The 15,350-nt window shown below is 69.2% G+C and carries 14 protein-coding genes; 6 read left to right on the forward strand and 8 right to left on the reverse strand.

Annotated elements, in window-relative coordinates:
- Position 1: 1 nt before the first annotated feature.
- Positions 2-1,342 carry a hypothetical protein gene (locus OYT95_RS30565; RefSeq protein ID WP_268789917.1) on the reverse strand — a complete coding sequence of 447 codons (1,341 nt, stop codon included), beginning with the start codon at positions 1,340-1,342 and terminating at the stop codon, positions 2-4.
- Positions 1,343-1,483: 141 nt separating this feature from the next.
- Positions 1,484-2,908, reverse strand: coding sequence for a short-chain fatty acyl-CoA regulator family protein (locus OYT95_RS30570; protein WP_268789918.1), 1,425 nt, complete (start codon positions 2,906-2,908; stop codon positions 1,484-1,486).
- A 169-nt stretch (positions 2,909-3,077) separates the two neighbouring features.
- Between OYT95_RS30570 and prpD the strand changes: the two genes are divergently transcribed.
- From prpD to OYT95_RS30585, 3 genes are read left to right on the forward strand one after another with little or no spacing between them, the layout of a single operon-like run.
- Positions 3,078-4,580: a 2-methylcitrate dehydratase PrpD gene (gene prpD / locus OYT95_RS30575; RefSeq protein WP_268789919.1), complete on the forward strand. Its 1,503-nt coding sequence runs from the start codon at positions 3,078-3,080 to the stop codon at positions 4,578-4,580.
- The gene (gene prpB, locus OYT95_RS30580; protein WP_268789920.1) at positions 4,580-5,497 is read left to right on the forward strand and encodes a methylisocitrate lyase; all 918 of its coding nucleotides are present in this window, start codon (positions 4,580-4,582) and stop codon (positions 5,495-5,497) included. The genes prpD and prpB overlap by 1 nt, the downstream gene beginning before the upstream one ends.
- On the forward strand, positions 5,494-6,615 hold the full coding sequence (locus tag OYT95_RS30585) for a bifunctional 2-methylcitrate synthase/citrate synthase (RefSeq protein ID WP_268789921.1): 1,122 nt from the start codon (positions 5,494-5,496) through the stop codon (positions 6,613-6,615). Before prpB ends, OYT95_RS30585 begins: the two co-directional genes overlap by 4 nt.
- Before the next feature lie 51 nt (positions 6,616-6,666).
- Here OYT95_RS30585 and OYT95_RS30590 read toward each other — a convergent pair whose 3' ends face one another.
- The 5 genes from OYT95_RS30590 to OYT95_RS30610 all read right to left on the reverse strand — a co-directional run bounded on the left by OYT95_RS30590 (position 6,667) and on the right by OYT95_RS30610 (position 10,593).
- Positions 6,667-6,801, reverse strand: coding sequence for a hypothetical protein (locus OYT95_RS30590; protein WP_255221341.1), 135 nt, complete (start codon positions 6,799-6,801; stop codon positions 6,667-6,669).
- 95 nt (positions 6,802-6,896) lie between these two features.
- Positions 6,897-8,261, reverse strand: coding sequence for a T3SS (YopN, CesT) and YbjN peptide-binding chaperone 1 (locus tag OYT95_RS30595; RefSeq protein ID WP_052032846.1), 1,365 nt, complete (start codon positions 8,259-8,261; stop codon positions 6,897-6,899).
- A 70-nt stretch (positions 8,262-8,331) separates the two neighbouring features.
- The gene (locus tag OYT95_RS30600) at positions 8,332-9,000 is read right to left on the reverse strand and encodes an ESX secretion-associated protein EspG (protein WP_328286570.1); all 669 of its coding nucleotides are present in this window, start codon (positions 8,998-9,000) and stop codon (positions 8,332-8,334) included.
- A 14-nt stretch (positions 9,001-9,014) separates the two neighbouring features.
- Positions 9,015-9,932, reverse strand: coding sequence for a WXG100 family type VII secretion target (locus OYT95_RS30605; protein WP_268789923.1), 918 nt, complete (start codon positions 9,930-9,932; stop codon positions 9,015-9,017).
- A gap of 106 nt (positions 9,933-10,038) precedes the next feature.
- Positions 10,039-10,593, reverse strand: coding sequence for a hypothetical protein (locus OYT95_RS30610; RefSeq protein ID WP_037227000.1), 555 nt, complete (start codon positions 10,591-10,593; stop codon positions 10,039-10,041).
- A gap of 289 nt (positions 10,594-10,882) precedes the next feature.
- On the opposite strand from OYT95_RS30610, the gene OYT95_RS30615 reads away from it, so the two are divergent.
- The gene (locus OYT95_RS30615; protein ID WP_268789924.1) at positions 10,883-12,460 is read left to right on the forward strand and encodes an FAD-binding protein; all 1,578 of its coding nucleotides are present in this window, start codon (positions 10,883-10,885) and stop codon (positions 12,458-12,460) included.
- Positions 12,457-12,789 (forward strand): 4Fe-4S dicluster domain-containing protein, encoded by a 333-nt coding sequence (locus OYT95_RS30620; protein WP_268789925.1) that lies wholly within the window; start codon positions 12,457-12,459, stop codon positions 12,787-12,789. Before OYT95_RS30615 ends, OYT95_RS30620 begins: the two co-directional genes overlap by 4 nt.
- A 21-nt stretch (positions 12,790-12,810) precedes the next feature.
- Here the strand turns inward: OYT95_RS30620 and OYT95_RS30625 are convergent, their stop codons facing one another.
- Positions 12,811-13,800, reverse strand: coding sequence for an alpha/beta hydrolase (locus OYT95_RS30625; protein ID WP_037227005.1), 990 nt, complete (start codon positions 13,798-13,800; stop codon positions 12,811-12,813).
- Between the two features lie 178 nt (positions 13,801-13,978).
- Between OYT95_RS30625 and OYT95_RS30630 the strand changes: the two genes are divergently transcribed.
- Positions 13,979-15,340 carry a WS/DGAT/MGAT family O-acyltransferase gene (locus OYT95_RS30630; RefSeq protein WP_268789926.1) on the forward strand — a complete coding sequence of 454 codons (1,362 nt, stop codon included), beginning with the start codon at positions 13,979-13,981 and terminating at the stop codon, positions 15,338-15,340.
- The last annotated feature ends 10 nt before the right edge of the window (positions 15,341-15,350 follow it).

A 15,350-nucleotide genomic window follows, 5' to 3' on the forward strand; every position in this document is an offset into this window, starting at 1 on the left:
GCTACAACTCCAGTCCGGGGATCGTGGCCAGGGATTCGAGAAGCTCGTAGGGGAGCGGGGTGGCCGACAGCGTGGAGGTCGAGCTGACCGACACCCGGATGCCCGACGGCCGTGTCAGCGTCACGTAACGGCCGGCCTCGTCGACGGCGGGTTCACCGGGGTCGGACGCCGCGGAGGTGTACCCCTCCCGTCGCTCCAATACGGAGCCGTCCGGCAGTCGGGTGGCCTTCGCGGCCTGCGGGTCGTAGGACGGGTCGTACTTGTCCGGCTCGGGCGGAACGGTGTAGCCGCCCTCAATCGAGATCCGCAGGGTCCCCTCGGATCCGGGTGTGGTGACGTCGACACTCTCACACACCGCGTTGTCGCTGTACTCGGCCAGTTGCAGCGATCCGAGCGGTTTCGACAGCGCGATATTCCGGTCGCGCCAGGCGTCGTCGAGCACGGCATTCAGCCTGTCCAGATCGGCGCGGGTCAGCGCCGGCCCGTCGTCCTCGGAGCCGATCCCGGACCCGCATGATGTCGGGGGAGGTGGAGTACCCGGTGGAACGGGTGTGCTCACCCGCAGTTCGGGGCGCAGCACGATGGCGGAGAGTTCGTCGAGGGTCAGTGGGATGGTGCCGCTGTACTTGTTGCCCGGGTCGGCCTCGGCGAAGTTCTCGTCGGTGGCGTTGGCGTGGATCCAGGTGCCGTCCGGGAAGTAGCCGGCGACACTCCGGGACAGTGTGCGGTGGCCCTCGTACTCGGACCACGTGTCGTCCGCATCCAGCACCGTGCCGTCGGGCAGCGTCGTGCGACTGTCGAGTTCCCCGGCCACACACGGCGGAATCGGCCTGTCCGCCTTGCTGACCGACAACCACAGCGACCCGGGGGAAGAGTCCCGGAGCAGTGGTCCCCGAGCGCTGGTGACGCCGCCGAAGTCGTCCTCGACGTCCGGTGGCTGCTCGTACTCCGGAATCGGCTCGAACAGCAACGACTCCGTGGGGCTGACGAGGGGGATCTCCACCGCCTCCGGCAGGGCGCCCTGGACGGCGGCAGTCATGGCCGAGGCCTTGAGTGCCGAGAACCACGGGTAACGCGGGTTGTCGTAACTCTGCTCGCCTCCGACCCACATGGCGAAGGCTTCCCCTTCCGACGGCGGTTCCACCGTCGCGCAACCGGGGATGTCGACGGGATACTCGACCGTCGGGGTGACGTACGACGGAAGCCCAGCTGCGTCCTCGACAGTGGCCGTGCCGGATCCGGAATCGAGCAGTCCCGCGACGATCACCCCGCACGCCATGATCGACACCACGACGAGTGCCGTCGTCCAGCGGTCTTTGCGCCTGTCCGCCCCGTCGCTCATGTGCCCCCACCCGTGTCGCAGGCGCTCACCCCGGACGAAGGAGCATCCGAAGTCCTATTCGTCACGATTGCGAACAGCGTTACCGCCCGTGAGCGGTTGACGAGTCTCCGGACTCCTTAACCACGCACGGGCGCGGAGCGCCTACCGGCCCTGCGGATAGGGGAGATGGGCGCTGCTGTCCTCGTTGACGAGTACGGCCCGGCCCAGTTGAGGGAAGGCGCGTTGCGCGCACGCGGGCCGGTCGCACACCTTGCAGCCCGCGCCGATCGGGACGACCGTGCTCGGGTCGTCCGTCTGGATTCCACGCGAATAGACCAGCCGATCGGCGTACCCGAGGTCGCAGCCGAGACCGATCGCGAAATTCCGTTCCGGAGCGAGGTAACCGAGACCGCCGCTGTGGGTGGTCCGCGCGATCCACAGGTAGGCGCGCCCGTCCGGCATCTTCGACACCTGCGTGAGGATCCTCCCCGGATTCGCGAATGCCTCGTGGACCACCCACAGCGGGCAGCTGCCGCCCACTCGGGAGAAGTGAAACGCGGTGGCGGACTGACGCTTCGAGATATTCCCGGCGCGGTCGGTGCGGACGAAGAAGAACGGCACGCCGCGCTGACCCGGTCGTTGCAGCGTCGACAGCCGGTGACAGATCGTCTCGAACCCCACCTCGAACTTCAGGCTCAGCAGGTCGATGTCGTAGCGGAGCGATTCGGCGGCGCCCAGGAACAGCGTGTACGGAAGGACCAGTGCCCCGGCGAAGTAGTGAGCCAGCCCGATTCGCGCGAGCGCCGCGGATTCGGCGGTCAACGACTCGTCCTCCGCGACGATCGCGTCGATCGTCTCCGACTGCGTGAAGAACGCCACCTGCATCGCGATCTGGAACGCGCGCTGACCGGCGGTGAGCCGTCGGGCCAGCGTCAGCGTGCCTGCCTCGGCATCGTACAGTCGCTTGGGGCCCAGCTGATCCGGTTCGTCGGTGCGGATGCGCACGGTCACCCCGTGCCGGTCGCGGAGGATGCGGGCCAACTGGAGGTCGAGCGCGCCGATCGTCAGTCCGTTGCTCCTGAACATCTCCTCGGCGGCGTCGTCGAGGCGACCGATGTGGTTGCGCCGATCGTAGAAGAAGTCCCGCACCTCCTCGTAGGGCATCGGCACGTGCGCCGGATCCGGCGCGGCGTCCCCGGAGATCTGGGCGGAGAACTGGTCGAGTTGGTCGGTGGTCGCCCGCAACCGGCGGTGCAGCATCACGAGTGTTCGCCCCACGGCGGGCATCCGGGCGACGAGTTCGTCGATCTCCGCCAGCGACACCTCGCCGGACTCCGACGTGTCCACCAGCGCCTCGTGCACGTCCGCGACCAGGCGGGCATCGGTGTCGGAGGCGAAGAACTGGACGTCGAGATCGAACACCTCGTTCAGCTTGAGCAGTACCGGCACCGTGAGCGGCCGCTGGTCGTTCTCGAGCTGATTGACGTAGCTCGGCGACAGCCCGAGGCTCTTCGCGAGAGCCAGTTGCGACAGCCGGCGTTCCGCCCGGAGCCGCCGCAGCCGGGGTCCGGCGTACATCTTCTTCATGCGTCCCACTCCTTGCTCGCCGCGCCACAGACAGTACCCAACGAGAATTCGCAGCATTCGCAAGTTTGCCGGGTTCGATACGCACGAATAGGCCTTTGCGAGGTCTTTCTTGCCCCCGAGACCTCTGCGTAGCGTGCGAAAGGAAGGACGAGGACCACGGGAGGAAACGATGAAGACACATCTCGTACGCACGCGACGCTCGGCGGAGGAGTTCCCCAGAAACGAACACCTGGCCTGGAAGATCGCGGAAGTGGCCACCGACCCCGTCGAGGTGTCCGGAGCGACGGCGGAGATGATCGTCAACCGGATCATCGACAACGCCGCCGTCGCCGCGGCCTCACTGACCCGCCGCCCCGTGTCGAATGCCCGGGCGCAGGTGCAGTCGCATCCCTACAGCCCAGGGTCGACTGTGTTCGGTGTCGGCGGAACCTACTCGCCCGAATGGGCGGCCTGGGCCAACGGGGTCGCGGTGCGGGAGTTGGACTTCCACGACACGTTCCTCGCCGCCGAGTACTCGCACCCCGGTGACAACATTCCGCCGATCCTCGCGGTCGCCCAGCACGCCGGCCTCGGCGGACGCGACCTGATCCGCGGCCTCGCCACCGGCTACGAGGTTCAGATCGACCTGGTGCGAGCAATCTCCCTGCACGAGCACAAGATCGACCACGTCGCGCATCTCGGCCCGTCGGCGGCGGCCGGGATCGGCACCGCACTCGGCCTCGACACGGACACGGTGTACCAGGCGATCGGTCAGGCCCTGCACCTGACGACAGCGACGCGGCAGTCGCGCAAGGGCGAGATCTCCAGTTGGAAGGCGTACGCCCCGGCGCTCGCCGGCAAGGTGGCCGTCGAGTCCGTGGATCGGGCGATGCGGGGCGAGGGGTCTCCGTCGCCGATCTGGGAGGGGGAGGACGGTGTCATCGCGTGGCTGCTCGGCGGACCGGACAAGGAGTACCACGTTGCGTTGCCCGGCCCGGGTGAGGACAAGCGTGCGATCCTCGACAGCTACACCAAGGAACACTCGGCCGAGTACCAGAGTCAGGCGCCCATCGACCTCGCGCGCCGGATGCGGGAGCGGATCGGGGATCTGTCGCAGATCGCGTCGATCGTGCTGCACACCAGCCACCACACGCACGTCGTGATCGGCACCGGTTCGAACGACCCGCAGAAGTTCGACCCCACCGCCTCCCGCGAGACGCTCGACCACTCGGTGATGTACATCTTCGCCGTCGCGTTGCAGGACGGGACGTGGCACCACGAGCGCTCCTACGCCCCCGAGCGGGCGCAGCGCCCCGACACGGTGGAGTTGTGGCGCAAGATCTCCACCGCCGAGGACCCGGAGTGGACGCGCCGCTACCACTCGACCGACCCGGACGAGAAGGCGTTCGGCGCCCGTGCCGAGATCACGCTGAAGAGCGGGGAGGTTCTCGTCGACGAACTCGCCGTCGCGGACGCGCATCCGCTCGGTGCCCGGCCGTTCGCCCGCGACCAGTACGTCGCCAAGTTCCGCACCCTCGCCGACGCTGTGGTCGCGCCCGCCGAGCAGGACCGCTTCCTCCACGCCGCGTACCGCGCTGCCGACCTGTTGCCCGGTGAGCTGGACCAGTTGACGTTCACCGTGACGGAGGACGTGCTCGCCCGCGCACCGAAGCTGCCGAAGGGACTGTTCTGATGACCGGGCTGATCGCCGCGGCCACGTCGGCGGCCGACAAGCGGAAGGCGTTCCGGGCCGGGCTCGGCTCGGGCACGCTGCAGCGCCTGCCCGGCGCCTTCAACCCGTTGGTGGCCAAGCTGATCCAGGACATCGGCTTCGAGGGCGTCTACGTCTCGGGCGCCGTCGTCTCCGCGGACCTCGCCCTGCCCGACATCGGACTGACCACCCTGACCGAGGTCGCGGGACGGGGGCAGCAGATCGCCCGCGTCACCGACCTGCCGGTCCTGATCGACGCCGACACCGGATTCGGGGAACCGATGAGCGCGGCGCGCACCGTCACCGTCCTCGAGGACGCCGGCATCGCCGGCTGCCACCTCGAGGACCAGGTGAACCCGAAACGCTGCGGCCACCTCGACGGCAAGGCGGTGGTGCCGGCGGACGAGATGGTGCGGAGGATCCGGGCGGCGGCCTCGGCGCGCCGCGATCCGAACTTCGTGATCTGCGCCCGCACCGACGCCCGCGGAATCGAGGGACTCGACGCGGCGATCGACCGGGCCAAGGCGTACGTCGACGCCGGCGCGGACCTCGTGTTCACCGAGGCCCTCGCCGACGAGTCGGAGTTCGAGAAGTTCCGCGCGGGCATCGCCGTCCCGTTGCTCGCGAACATGACGGAATTCGGTAAATCCGAGCTGATTTCGGCGACGACGCTGCAGGACATCGGGTACAACGCGGTGATCTACCCGGTGACCACGCTGCGGCTCGCGATGTACGCGGCCGAGGCCGGACTGCGGCAGATCGCCGAGGAGGGAACGCAGGCCGGTCTGCTCGATCGGATGCAGCACCGCAGTCGGCTCTACGAACTGCTCGACTACGAGCGCTACAACGAATTCGACTGCGGCATCTTCAATTTCCGGATCGAGGGGAGTGGGTCATGACCGAAGCAATTCCCACCATCTACAAGGGGCTGGCCGGTGTCGTCGTCGACACCACCGCCATCTCCAAGGTGGTGCCGGAGACCAATTCGCTGACCTACCGCGGTTACGCGGTGCAGGACCTGGCGGCGCACTGCAGCTTCGAGGAGGTGGCGTACCTGCTCTGGTACGGCGAACTCCCGACCCCCGCGCAACTGGAACTGCTCTGCCAGCGTGAGCGGGCGGCACGCCGCGCGGACCGCTCCCTGCTGTCGCTGCTGGCGAAGATGCCCGACAACTGCCACCCCATGGACGTGGTGCGCACGGCGATCAGCTACCTCGGCGCGGAAGACCCGGCGGAGGATGACAATTCACCGTCCGAGAACGTCGCGAAGGCGCTGCGCATGACGGCGGTGCTGCCCACGATCGTGGCCGCCGACTTCCGGCGCAGGCGCGGACAGGACCCGATCGCACCGCACTCGCACCTGGGGTTCGCGGAGAACTTCCTGAACATGTGCTTCGGGGAAGTGCCCGATCCGGCCGTCGTCACGGCATTCGAGGTGTCGCTGATCCTGTATGCGGAGCACAGTTTCAACGCGTCCACGTTCGCGGCCCGCGTGGTGACGTCGACACTGTCCGACATCTACAGTGCGGTCACCGCGGCGATCGGGGCGTTGAAGGGTCCGCTGCACGGCGGCGCCAACGAGGCCGTCATGCACGACATGCTCGAGATCGGCGATCCGGACCGCGCCGAGGAGTGGCTGCTGGGCAAACTCGCCGCCAGGGACAAGGTGATGGGTTTCGGTCACCGGGTCTACAAGAACGGTGACTCGCGGGTGCCGACCATGAAGGCGGCGCTGCACGACGTCGCCGCCGCCACCGGCGGCGAGAGGTGGGTGCGGATGTACGACATCCTGGAGAAGACGATGTCCGGCGCCACCGGGATCGCGCCGAATCTCGACTTCCCGACCGGTCCGGCGTACTACCTGATGGGATTCGACGTGGAAATGTTCACGCCGATGTTCGTGATGAGCCGGATCACCGGGTGGACCGCCCACATCATCGAGCAGGGCGCGTCGAACAGTCTGATCCGCCCGCTCAGCGAGTATTCGGGCGTCCCCCAGCGGTCCGTCGTCGCCTGACGGCTTGTGCGCCTTTGTGGTTGCTGCTGCTACCAGAAAGGCGCACGGGCGCTAGCGCTTCTTGACGTGCGAGACGATTTCCGGATCGCTCTGTCCGGTCGTCTTCATCTTCTTCTCGGCGCGCTTCTCCTTCAGCGACTTACCGGATTTCTTCGACATGGAATTGCGGGGCGATTTGTCAGCCATGGACCATCCCTGAATGCGGAACCTGGACGGCTCCGATAGTGCTGACAGTACGCCACATCCCGGGAAACCCGGACCGATCGTCGAAAGGGCGGCTCCTAGGACGACGGATCGTCGAACAGGGTCTGCTCCTCGGGGTTGGTGAACAGTCCCATCTGCTCGGGCCGCGGCTTGCTGTCGGGAGCACTCGTCGTCGGTGGCAGCACGACGGTCCGGAGGGCGTGGCGCAGGGCGCCGACGATGCGCTCCCAGTGGTCCGCCGACGCGTCGTCGGTCTCACGCAACCGGGATACCCAGGCGGTGCCGGTGTCCAGGAGCACGAGGATCCGGTCGCGGTCGTGACCGCAGACGTCGGCGACGACAGCCGGATCGGCGTCCTCCCCGGGCCCGGAATCGAGATGGAACAGTGTCTGGAGTTCCTTCGGCAGGTCGGTCGACGACATCCGGCTCTCGGCGCGGGGTGCCGCGTCCACTTCCGGTTCGGGTTCCTCGTCGGGGCCGGAGTCCCGGTTGAAGAACAGTTCGCCACCGAACCGGGACGCGAACTCGTTGTCGACTGTGCGCAGGAAATCGGAGAACGCCTTGCAGCTGTCCGTGAGGTGCTGCGGGACGAACGGGTTGCCCGACACTTCCAGGAATGCCGACAACCGGTCGTCGACCAGTACGAACTTGATCCGCGACCACGTGCGGTTGAGGTCGGCGGTGACCTCGGCGGCCCGGGTGCGGTCGCTGATGTCGTGCACCAGCGGCGCGAACAGTTGCACGTCGACGGTGTCGGCGAGCGGGCCGACGAACAGGATGGTGTTGCCCATTCGGATCGGGACGTCCCCGTCCGGGTCGCGTTCGGGCAGCAACCCGAGCATCGGTACCAGCGCGAGCGTGATCAGTTCGTGCAGATGCTCGACGTCGCGCGGGACCACGGCGGCCGCGGGGTCGAGCTGCGCGACCAGCGGCGGCCGCACCGCAACCGGGTCGAACGTGGCCTCGGGATCCGTGCTCGACGTCTCGGTGCTCAGGAACGCGGGGTGCGTGATTCCCCAGACGTCGCGGAACGCGGCCACGGCCATCGCGGCCAGCTGATCCGACCACGACAGTTTCTTGTCGACGTAGAACGCGGGGGAGCCGTCGTCGGGTTCGTCGTCCGGACCGCGGGTCGGCCGGTTCCAGCCCAGCTCGGTGAGGTACGTCTGCTCGGCCTCGGTCAGCGCGCGGTCGGGGTGCAGGTAATGGTTCGACGGCACCTCGCAGCGCACCGTGTCACCGTCCCACACGACGAATTGGATGCACGGCATCAGCCCCTGGGATTCGTCGAGCTCCTCGAATCCCGATTCGAGGACCAGAAGGTCCTCGTCCTGCATCGCCGCCAGATAGTCCGCGAGGCGCCGCTGGAACTCGGCCCAGTCGCGGTTCACGCTCGAATCCAGATCGAAGTCCTGCATGTCTGCTCCGTCCGGGTCGGCCACGAATCACCTACTTCCGCTCTATACGGTAGCGGCGATCGCCGACAGCGCAGCGCGGGAGGGTGCGGTGGGCTCAGACGGGGTGACCGGCCGCGATCCGTCCGGTCAGCCGGGTGACGGCGTCGAGAAGGTCCCACGACGTCCCGGGTTCTACCGACACGGAGCTGTCGCCCCACACGAGGTACCGGCCGTCATCCTCGATGTCCCGCCACGCCAGACCGCCGACGGGGCGTGGTGAGTGCCGCGGGCCGCGGATGACGGTGACGACCCCCTGGCTCGTCGACGGCCGGTCGAGGATCCGGGCCGCCCGTGCGCTCCCGGCCGGTGTCGTCGGGACCACGACGCCCGCCGCCGTGCCCGCGTCGGCGTCGGGGAGCTGAGCGATCAGCTGCCTGCCGACGTCGTATGGTTCGCAGTTCCGGATCACCACGTCGGCGCCCGGATGCTGCACCGCCGCGACCCCGTGTCCCCGAGCGAGTGCTCCCGTCATGCGGATCGCGGCACTACCGTCGTCTGCACCCGCCGAACCCGAGATCTCGATCCGGAGGTCGGGTTCTGCGAGCACCAGCAGCGCCGACGCGAGCGGGTCGTGTTCGGGTCCGGAGAAGTCGGCGCGGATCCGGTTCTGCTCCGCCTCGTACTCGTCGGCGGTGGCCAGCGTGCTCGTGACCTCGAACGGATACGGAATGCGGTCCTGGCCGGTCCGCGCCCACAGCGCCGAGAACTGCGGACCGCTCAACACCCAGTGCGCCACGACTATTCGCCGATCACCGCGGGTGTGACGAGGGGCAGTTTCCCGACGAGTTCGCTTCCCTCGTCGATGCTCTCGAGGTACGTCGGGGGTTCCTCCTCGACTTTCCGCGCGGCGGGCACGGCCGGACCGCTCGACCGCTCGGGGCCGGGCGTCCGGTGAGAGGACACGATGCTGCGCGCGTACTGCGCCACCCCGCCGCCGACGGCCCCGGCCAGCGCCGCACCCGCGATCGAACCCGGCGCAACCGGTGCGGTCGCCGGCGGGTCCTCGAGCAGCACCTGGCCGCTCCTGCGGTGCTCATTGCGCGGGACGGATTCGGACTCGGGCTCGGCCACCTGCTGATCGCTGGGTATGCCGTGCACTCCGTTCGGTCCGATGTCGAAGCCCACCGGCTGGCCGTGGGCCGTTGCCGCGGCGTGGGTCGCGGCGAGGCCGGCGGTGGGGAGTCGTTCGTCCGCATCGCGATACGCCGAGGTGTAGAGGGTGTCCATGGCGGCCTTCGCGTCCTGTTCCGCGGCGTCGGCGTCGGCTTCCGCGGTCCAGTTGTCCGGCAGCACCCGGGTCCAGTCGGTCGGGTAGTCGCCGGGAAGGGCTACTGCGCCGCGCACCGCTTCGGCGCCGGCGGTCGCGTGCCGCAACGCATCACCCACATCGGTGAACCGGCTCCCGACCTGCCCGGCGCGGGCGGCGTAGTCGTCGAGCGCCGACGCCACCGCGGTCGCGGTCGGCCCACGCCAGCCGGCGTCGACGGCGGCGCGGGTCGTGTCGTGGAATGCCGTCACCGACTCCTGGAATCGCCGTCCGAGGTCGTCCCAGGCCGCGGCGACCGCACCGGACTCGGCGGGTCTCAGCGCGTCGACCGCACTCCTGATGGCGCGGTGATCCCACTCGCCCGACCGAAAATTCTCCCCGCCATTCATCCCCGACCTCCCATGCTGGACACTCACGGTCCCGGAGTGGACCCCCCAATCCGGCGGGAAGCCACCTTACCGACTCCTGCACGGGGCTTGTCGGCGCTCCCGAGCGTCAGCCCCGCGGTCTGGTGGTGAGGGGCGGGATGGTGATCACCGGACGCGTCGTCGTGGTGGTGGTGACCGGCGGCAGCGTCGGCTCCGCGGGTGCCGCGGACGGCGGGGCCGCGATCCGGGGCACGGTCTGCTCGGGCGTCGTGACGACGGGAGGCCGGGTGACGGGTGTGGTGACCGGGGCGAGGCTGATCGTCGGGGGAGGCGGCGCGACCGTGGTCCGGACCGGTGGCGGCGGAGGCGGGGCGGGAGTCGTCGAGGGCGCGGGCGGCGGCGCCGTGGTCACCGGCGCCGGTTCGGTGGTGAGCGTGACGGCCCGCGGGGTGGTGAGGTCGGCCATCTGCCAGGTCGGGGTCGGCGGGACGAACACCTGGAAGGTGGCCGGCGCGGCGCTGTAGGGCCCGGCGGCCTGCAGGCCCTCCGACGTCAGTGGTGGCGGCACCACTGCCGGCCCGCGGTTGCCGAACGCGCCGCCCGCGGCACCGATCATCAGGCCGGAGACCGCCGACACGGTGGCAATCGCGAGTGCCCCGATCGCTACAGTCCTGTCGTCCATGCGCTACCCGTCGTCGGCGTGCAAATGCGTCCACCATAGAGGGCGCTGCCGCCTGCTGCCGCATGTGTCCGGAAGGTGAGTCGTCCGGGCTGGTTCGCTCGATGGTTGCCGGGGTTCGGCGCACGCTGACGAGAACCCTTGTTCGGGCGAGCCGGTCCGTCGACGATCGAGCGGTGTCCATACCGCTCCGACCGGGGGTAACGATGTCTCTGCTCGACTGGTTGTTCCGCCGCCCGCCGTCCGAACGAACCCGGGCGGCCGTCGCTGCGTCGGCGATGCTGCTCGCTTCGTGAGCCACCTCGAGATCGCCGCCGACGTCCTCGTCCTCGGCGGCGGACCCGCCGGAACGTGGGCGGCACTGGCGGCGGCCCGGGAGGGCGCGCGGGTCGTCCTCGCCGACAAGGGGTACTGCGGCACCAGCGGCCCCACCGCGTCGGGCGGCAACAACCTGTGGAACGTCCCGCCCGGTCCTGCACGCGAACGGTCGGTGCAGGCCCGCTTCGAGGACGGCGGCAGGCTGTCCGAGCCGGCCTGGATGTACCGGGTGCTCGAGGAGACCCACCGCCGGGTGGACGAACTGGCGGCCGCCGGCTACCGGTTTCCGTCCGGCGACGACGGCCGGGAGGTGCGCACCAGCCTGCAGGGGCCGGAGTACATGCGCCGGATGCGCAGGCGCGTGCACCGCGCCGGGGTCACCATCCTCGACCACAGCCCCGCCCTGGAACTGCTCACCACCGGGGACGGCATCGTGTCCGGTGCCGCGGGTCTGCAACGGCAGAACGGATACGCGCCGTGGTCGGTGCGCGCCGGGGCAGTGGTCGTGGCGACCGGCGGCTGCGCATTCCTGTCCGGAAGCTTCGGAACGAACGTCGACACCGGCGACGGACTGCTGATGGCCGCCGAGGTCGGGGCGTCGTTCTCGGGCATGGAATTCTCGACGGCCTACGCGCTGGCACCGGCGTGGAGTGGCCACACCAAGGGTTTGATGATGCAGTTCGCCACCTACTACGACGCGGACGGCCGGACTCTCGGGGACGGCGGCTTCTCCGCACGCGGGGCCGCGATGGCGCACCTCGCCGCCGGCCGCCCCGTGTACGCGCGACTGGACCGGGCCAGACCCGACATCCGCGCGGCCATGCGCACGTCGCAACCGAATTATTTTCTGCCGCTGGACAAGGCGGGCATCGACCCGTTCACGCAGAAGTATCCCGTGCGGGCAGTGCTGGAGGGAACGGTGCGCGGAACCGGTGGCATCCGGGTCGCCGGCACCGACTGCGCCAGTGACGTTCCCGGCCTGTTCGTGGCGGGTGATGCGGCCACCCGGGAACTCATCACCGGCGGTCGCAGTGGCGGCGGCAGCCACAACGGGGCGTGGGCCATCTCCTCCGGGACGTGGGCCGGCGCGGGTGCGGCCCGGTTCGCGCGGGGGCGTCCCGTCCCCGATGGTGTGCGCGGCGCGGGCGCGGCGGGACTGCGCGGACCGTCCGCCCGCAGGCAGGCGTCGCGCTCGATCGTGGGACTGGTGCAGGAGCACACCCTGCCGCTGCGACGCAGCTACCGGCGCAGCGCGACGAGCCTGCAGGACAGCGTGACCGCCCTCGACGAGGCCTGGTCGGGTGCCGCCGATCTGCTCGGCGGCACCGAACGGGAACTGCTGCAGGCACGTTCGGCCGCCGCGATGCTCGCCGTCGCGCGGTGGGCGACGCACTCCGCGCTGGCGAGGACCGAGACCCGGGGGATGCACGTGCGCACCGACCTGCCCGACACCGACCCGGCGCAGACCCGCCGACTGATGTCGGGCGGACTCGGCGAGGTGTGGGTGCGACCGGAACGCGGCACCGCCGAGGCCCGGACGGTCGCGTCGTGATCGAGGTCGTCGTCGCCGACCGCTGCGTGCAGTGCGACATCTGCATCAAGGTCTGCCCGACGGACGTCTTCCGTCGCGGCACGGACGGGGTTCCCGTCGTCGCGCATCAGGAGGACTGTCAGACGTGCTTCATGTGTGAGGCGAACTGTCCCACCGACGCGCTGTACGTCGCGCCGTTCGACACCCCGGCTCCCGAGGACTCGACGCACACCGACGCCGAGGGGTTGGCGGAGTCGGGGGCCCTCGGCGCCTACCGCGCCGTGATCGGGTGGGGTCGCCGTCGCACACCGGGGTCCACGCTCGACCGGAATCACCTCTTCACCCCGTGAGTACTTGTCAACCGCGGGCGGTTAAGAAGTACTCACGGGTGTGGCCTTGCGGATGAACCGGCCGATCTCGCGGATGGCGCGGGTGCCCTCGGGGAGCAGACCGGCCGCGGCCTGGAAGACGTGCACCTGCCGTTCCCACACCTGCAGTTCGCACGGCACACCCGCCTGGGACAGTCGCTCAGACATCAGTTCCGCGTCGACGTACACCATTTCCTGCGAGCCGGTCTGGATCAGCGCCGGCGGCATGGAGGCGAGGGAGCCGTCCACGGGTGACGTGGACGGCTCGTGCCCGCCCCTGGTGTCCAGTCTTTCGATCAGCCTGGACAGGGCGCCGACTGCGCGTTTGGGGAAGACAGCGCAGAGGTCGGCGTTGGGATGGGCCAGCTTGTTCACCGGGTCGAGGTCGGTCAGCGGCGACAGCGCGACATCGGCGGCGGGCCGCGGCAGCCCCTGGCGCAGGGCTTCGAGCGTCACCATGAACGTCAGGAATCCGCCTGCCGAGTCCCCGGCGATGACGATGCGGTCGGCGGTGTACCCGTGCGAGAGCAGCCACCGGTACCCGTCGACACCGTCCTCGACGGCCGCCCGGATGGGGTTCCGCGGGATCATCCGGTACGCGACGTTCAGCGTCGACGCCTGCGACTCCGCCGAGATCCGGGACACCATCTGGCGGTGGGAGTTGATCCCGCAGCACAGAAACGCCCCGCCGTGGAGGTAGAGGATGGCCCGGTCGCCGAGCGCACCCGGAGGCCTGATCCATTCGGCGCGGCAGTGCGGCAGCCGGATGGGCCTGCGCACGGTTCCGCGGATGGGGCCGAGCGAGTACCCGAACAGGTCGACGACTCCCGTGGGCCACGGCAGTTCGGGGTAGCGCGCCCACCCGTCGAGGAACGGCCGGACCGTGCGACGGAGTGTGTGGGCGAGGGCCGTCGACTGGAGGCTGGTTCCGGCGAACTCCCGCCGCGTCACCGGGAGGGGTGACGGGCAGAATTCGTAAGTCGCAGTGCTCATTGCCTGCCTCCGTTCCGGCCTCGGTGCCCGTCGACTTGCTGCCTTTAGGTTTTCCACCTCTTTGCGCCGTACGGTCTACATCGAAGTTGGTCGCACGGACGCTACGCCCGACGTAGCATCCAGGCGGAAGTCGTAATGGGATAGTGACCGAGCGGGGGTGAACGTCCAGGTGGGGATCATGCCGGTTACCGATTCGATATTCCTTCTCGGCGAATCGCGAGAGCATCCGATGCATGTGGGATCGCTCGAATTGTTCACACCGCCGGAGGATGCCGGCCCCGACTACGTGAAGTCGATGCACGAGACGCTGCTGAAACACACGGACGTCGACCCCACCTTCCGGAAGAAACCTGCGGGCCCCGTCGGCAGTCTCGGGAACCTGTGGTGGGCCGACGAGGCGGACGTCGATCTCGAATACCACGTGCGTCATTCGGCCCTGCCTGCCCCGTACCGGGTCCGGGAACTGCTGACGCTCACGTCCCGGTTGCACGGCACGCTCCTGGACCGTCATCGCCCTCTGTGGGAGATGTATCTGATCGAGGGTCTCAGCGACGGCCGGTTCGCGATCTACACCAAGCTGCACCACTCGCTGATGGACGGGGTCTCCGGGCTGCGGCTGCTGATGCGGACGCTGTCGACCGACCCGGACGTGCGCGACGCGCCGCCACCGTGGAACCTGCCGCGCAGGGCGTCGGCCAACGGTGCCGCCCCCGCCCCCGACCTCTGGTCGGTGGTGAACGGGGTCCGTCGCACGGTCGGTGAGGTGGCCGGTCTCGCGCCTGCGTCGCTGCGCATCGCCCGCACCGCGTTGGGGCAGCACGACATGAGGTTTCCGTACGAGGCGCCTCGCACCATGCTGAACGTCCCGATCGGTGGGGCGCGCCGGTTCGCCGCGCAGTCGTGGCCGCTCGAACGCATCCACGCCGTGCGGAAGGCGGCCGGGGTCAGTGTCAACGACGTCGTGATGGCCATGTGCGCCGGGGCGTTGCGGGGGTACCTCGAGGAACAGAATGCGCTGCCGGACGAGCCGCTGATCGCGATGGTTCCGGTGTCGCTGCGCGACGAGCAGAAGGCCGACGCCGGCGGCAACGCGGTGGGGGTCACGCTGTGCAACCTGGCGACGGACGTCGACGACCCGGCCGAACGTCTGACGGCGATCTCCGCCTCCATGTCCCAGGGGAAGGAACTGTTCGGCAGCCTCACCTCGATGCAGGCGCTGGCGTGGTCGGCGGTCAACATGTCGCCGATCGCGCTGACACCGGTGCCGGGGTTCGTCCGCTTCACACCGCCACCGTTCAACGTGATCATCTCCAACGTCCCGGGACCGCGGAAGACCATGTACTGGAACGGGTCCCGGCTGGACGGCATCTACCCGACGTCCGTGGTGCTGGACGGGCAGGCGCTCAACATCACGCTCACCACGAACGGCGGCAACCTCGATTTCGGAGTCATCGGGTGCCGCCGCTCGGTGCCGAGCCTGCAGCGCATCCTCTTCTATCTCGAGACGGCTCTGGGTGAACTCGAGGCGGCATTGCTCTGAGGCGCAGCCT

Source organism: Rhodococcus sp. JS3073 (genome assembly GCF_026810085.1).
GTDB lineage: Bacteria > Actinomycetota > Actinomycetes > Mycobacteriales > Mycobacteriaceae > Rhodococcus_F > Rhodococcus_F wratislaviensis.

Excerpts from the sequence above, each read along its gene's own strand:
- OYT95_RS30630 (WP_268789926.1), top strand. The coding sequence starts at position 13,979 with ATGCCGGTTACCGATTCGATATTCCTTCTCGGCGAATCGCGAGAGCAT.
- OYT95_RS30565 (WP_268789917.1), bottom strand. The coding sequence starts at position 1,342 with ATGAGCGACGGGGCGGACAGGCGCAAAGACCGCTGGACGACGGCACTC.
- OYT95_RS30610 (WP_037227000.1), bottom strand. The coding sequence starts at position 10,593 with ATGGACGACAGGACTGTAGCGATCGGGGCACTCGCGATTGCCACCGTG.
- OYT95_RS30570 (WP_268789918.1), bottom strand. The coding sequence starts at position 2,908 with ATGAAGAAGATGTACGCCGGACCCCGGCTGCGGCGGCTCCGGGCGGAA.
- OYT95_RS30605 (WP_268789923.1), bottom strand. The coding sequence starts at position 9,932 with ATGAATGGCGGGGAGAATTTTCGGTCGGGCGAGTGGGATCACCGCGCC.
- OYT95_RS30585 (WP_268789921.1), top strand. The coding sequence starts at position 5,494 with ATGACCGAAGCAATTCCCACCATCTACAAGGGGCTGGCCGGTGTCGTC.
- prpB (WP_268789920.1), top strand. The coding sequence starts at position 4,580 with ATGACCGGGCTGATCGCCGCGGCCACGTCGGCGGCCGACAAGCGGAAG.
- prpD (WP_268789919.1), top strand. The coding sequence starts at position 3,078 with ATGAAGACACATCTCGTACGCACGCGACGCTCGGCGGAGGAGTTCCCC.
- OYT95_RS30590 (WP_255221341.1), bottom strand. The coding sequence starts at position 6,801 with ATGGCTGACAAATCGCCCCGCAATTCCATGTCGAAGAAATCCGGTAAG.
- OYT95_RS30625 (WP_037227005.1), bottom strand. The coding sequence starts at position 13,800 with ATGAGCACTGCGACTTACGAATTCTGCCCGTCACCCCTCCCGGTGACG.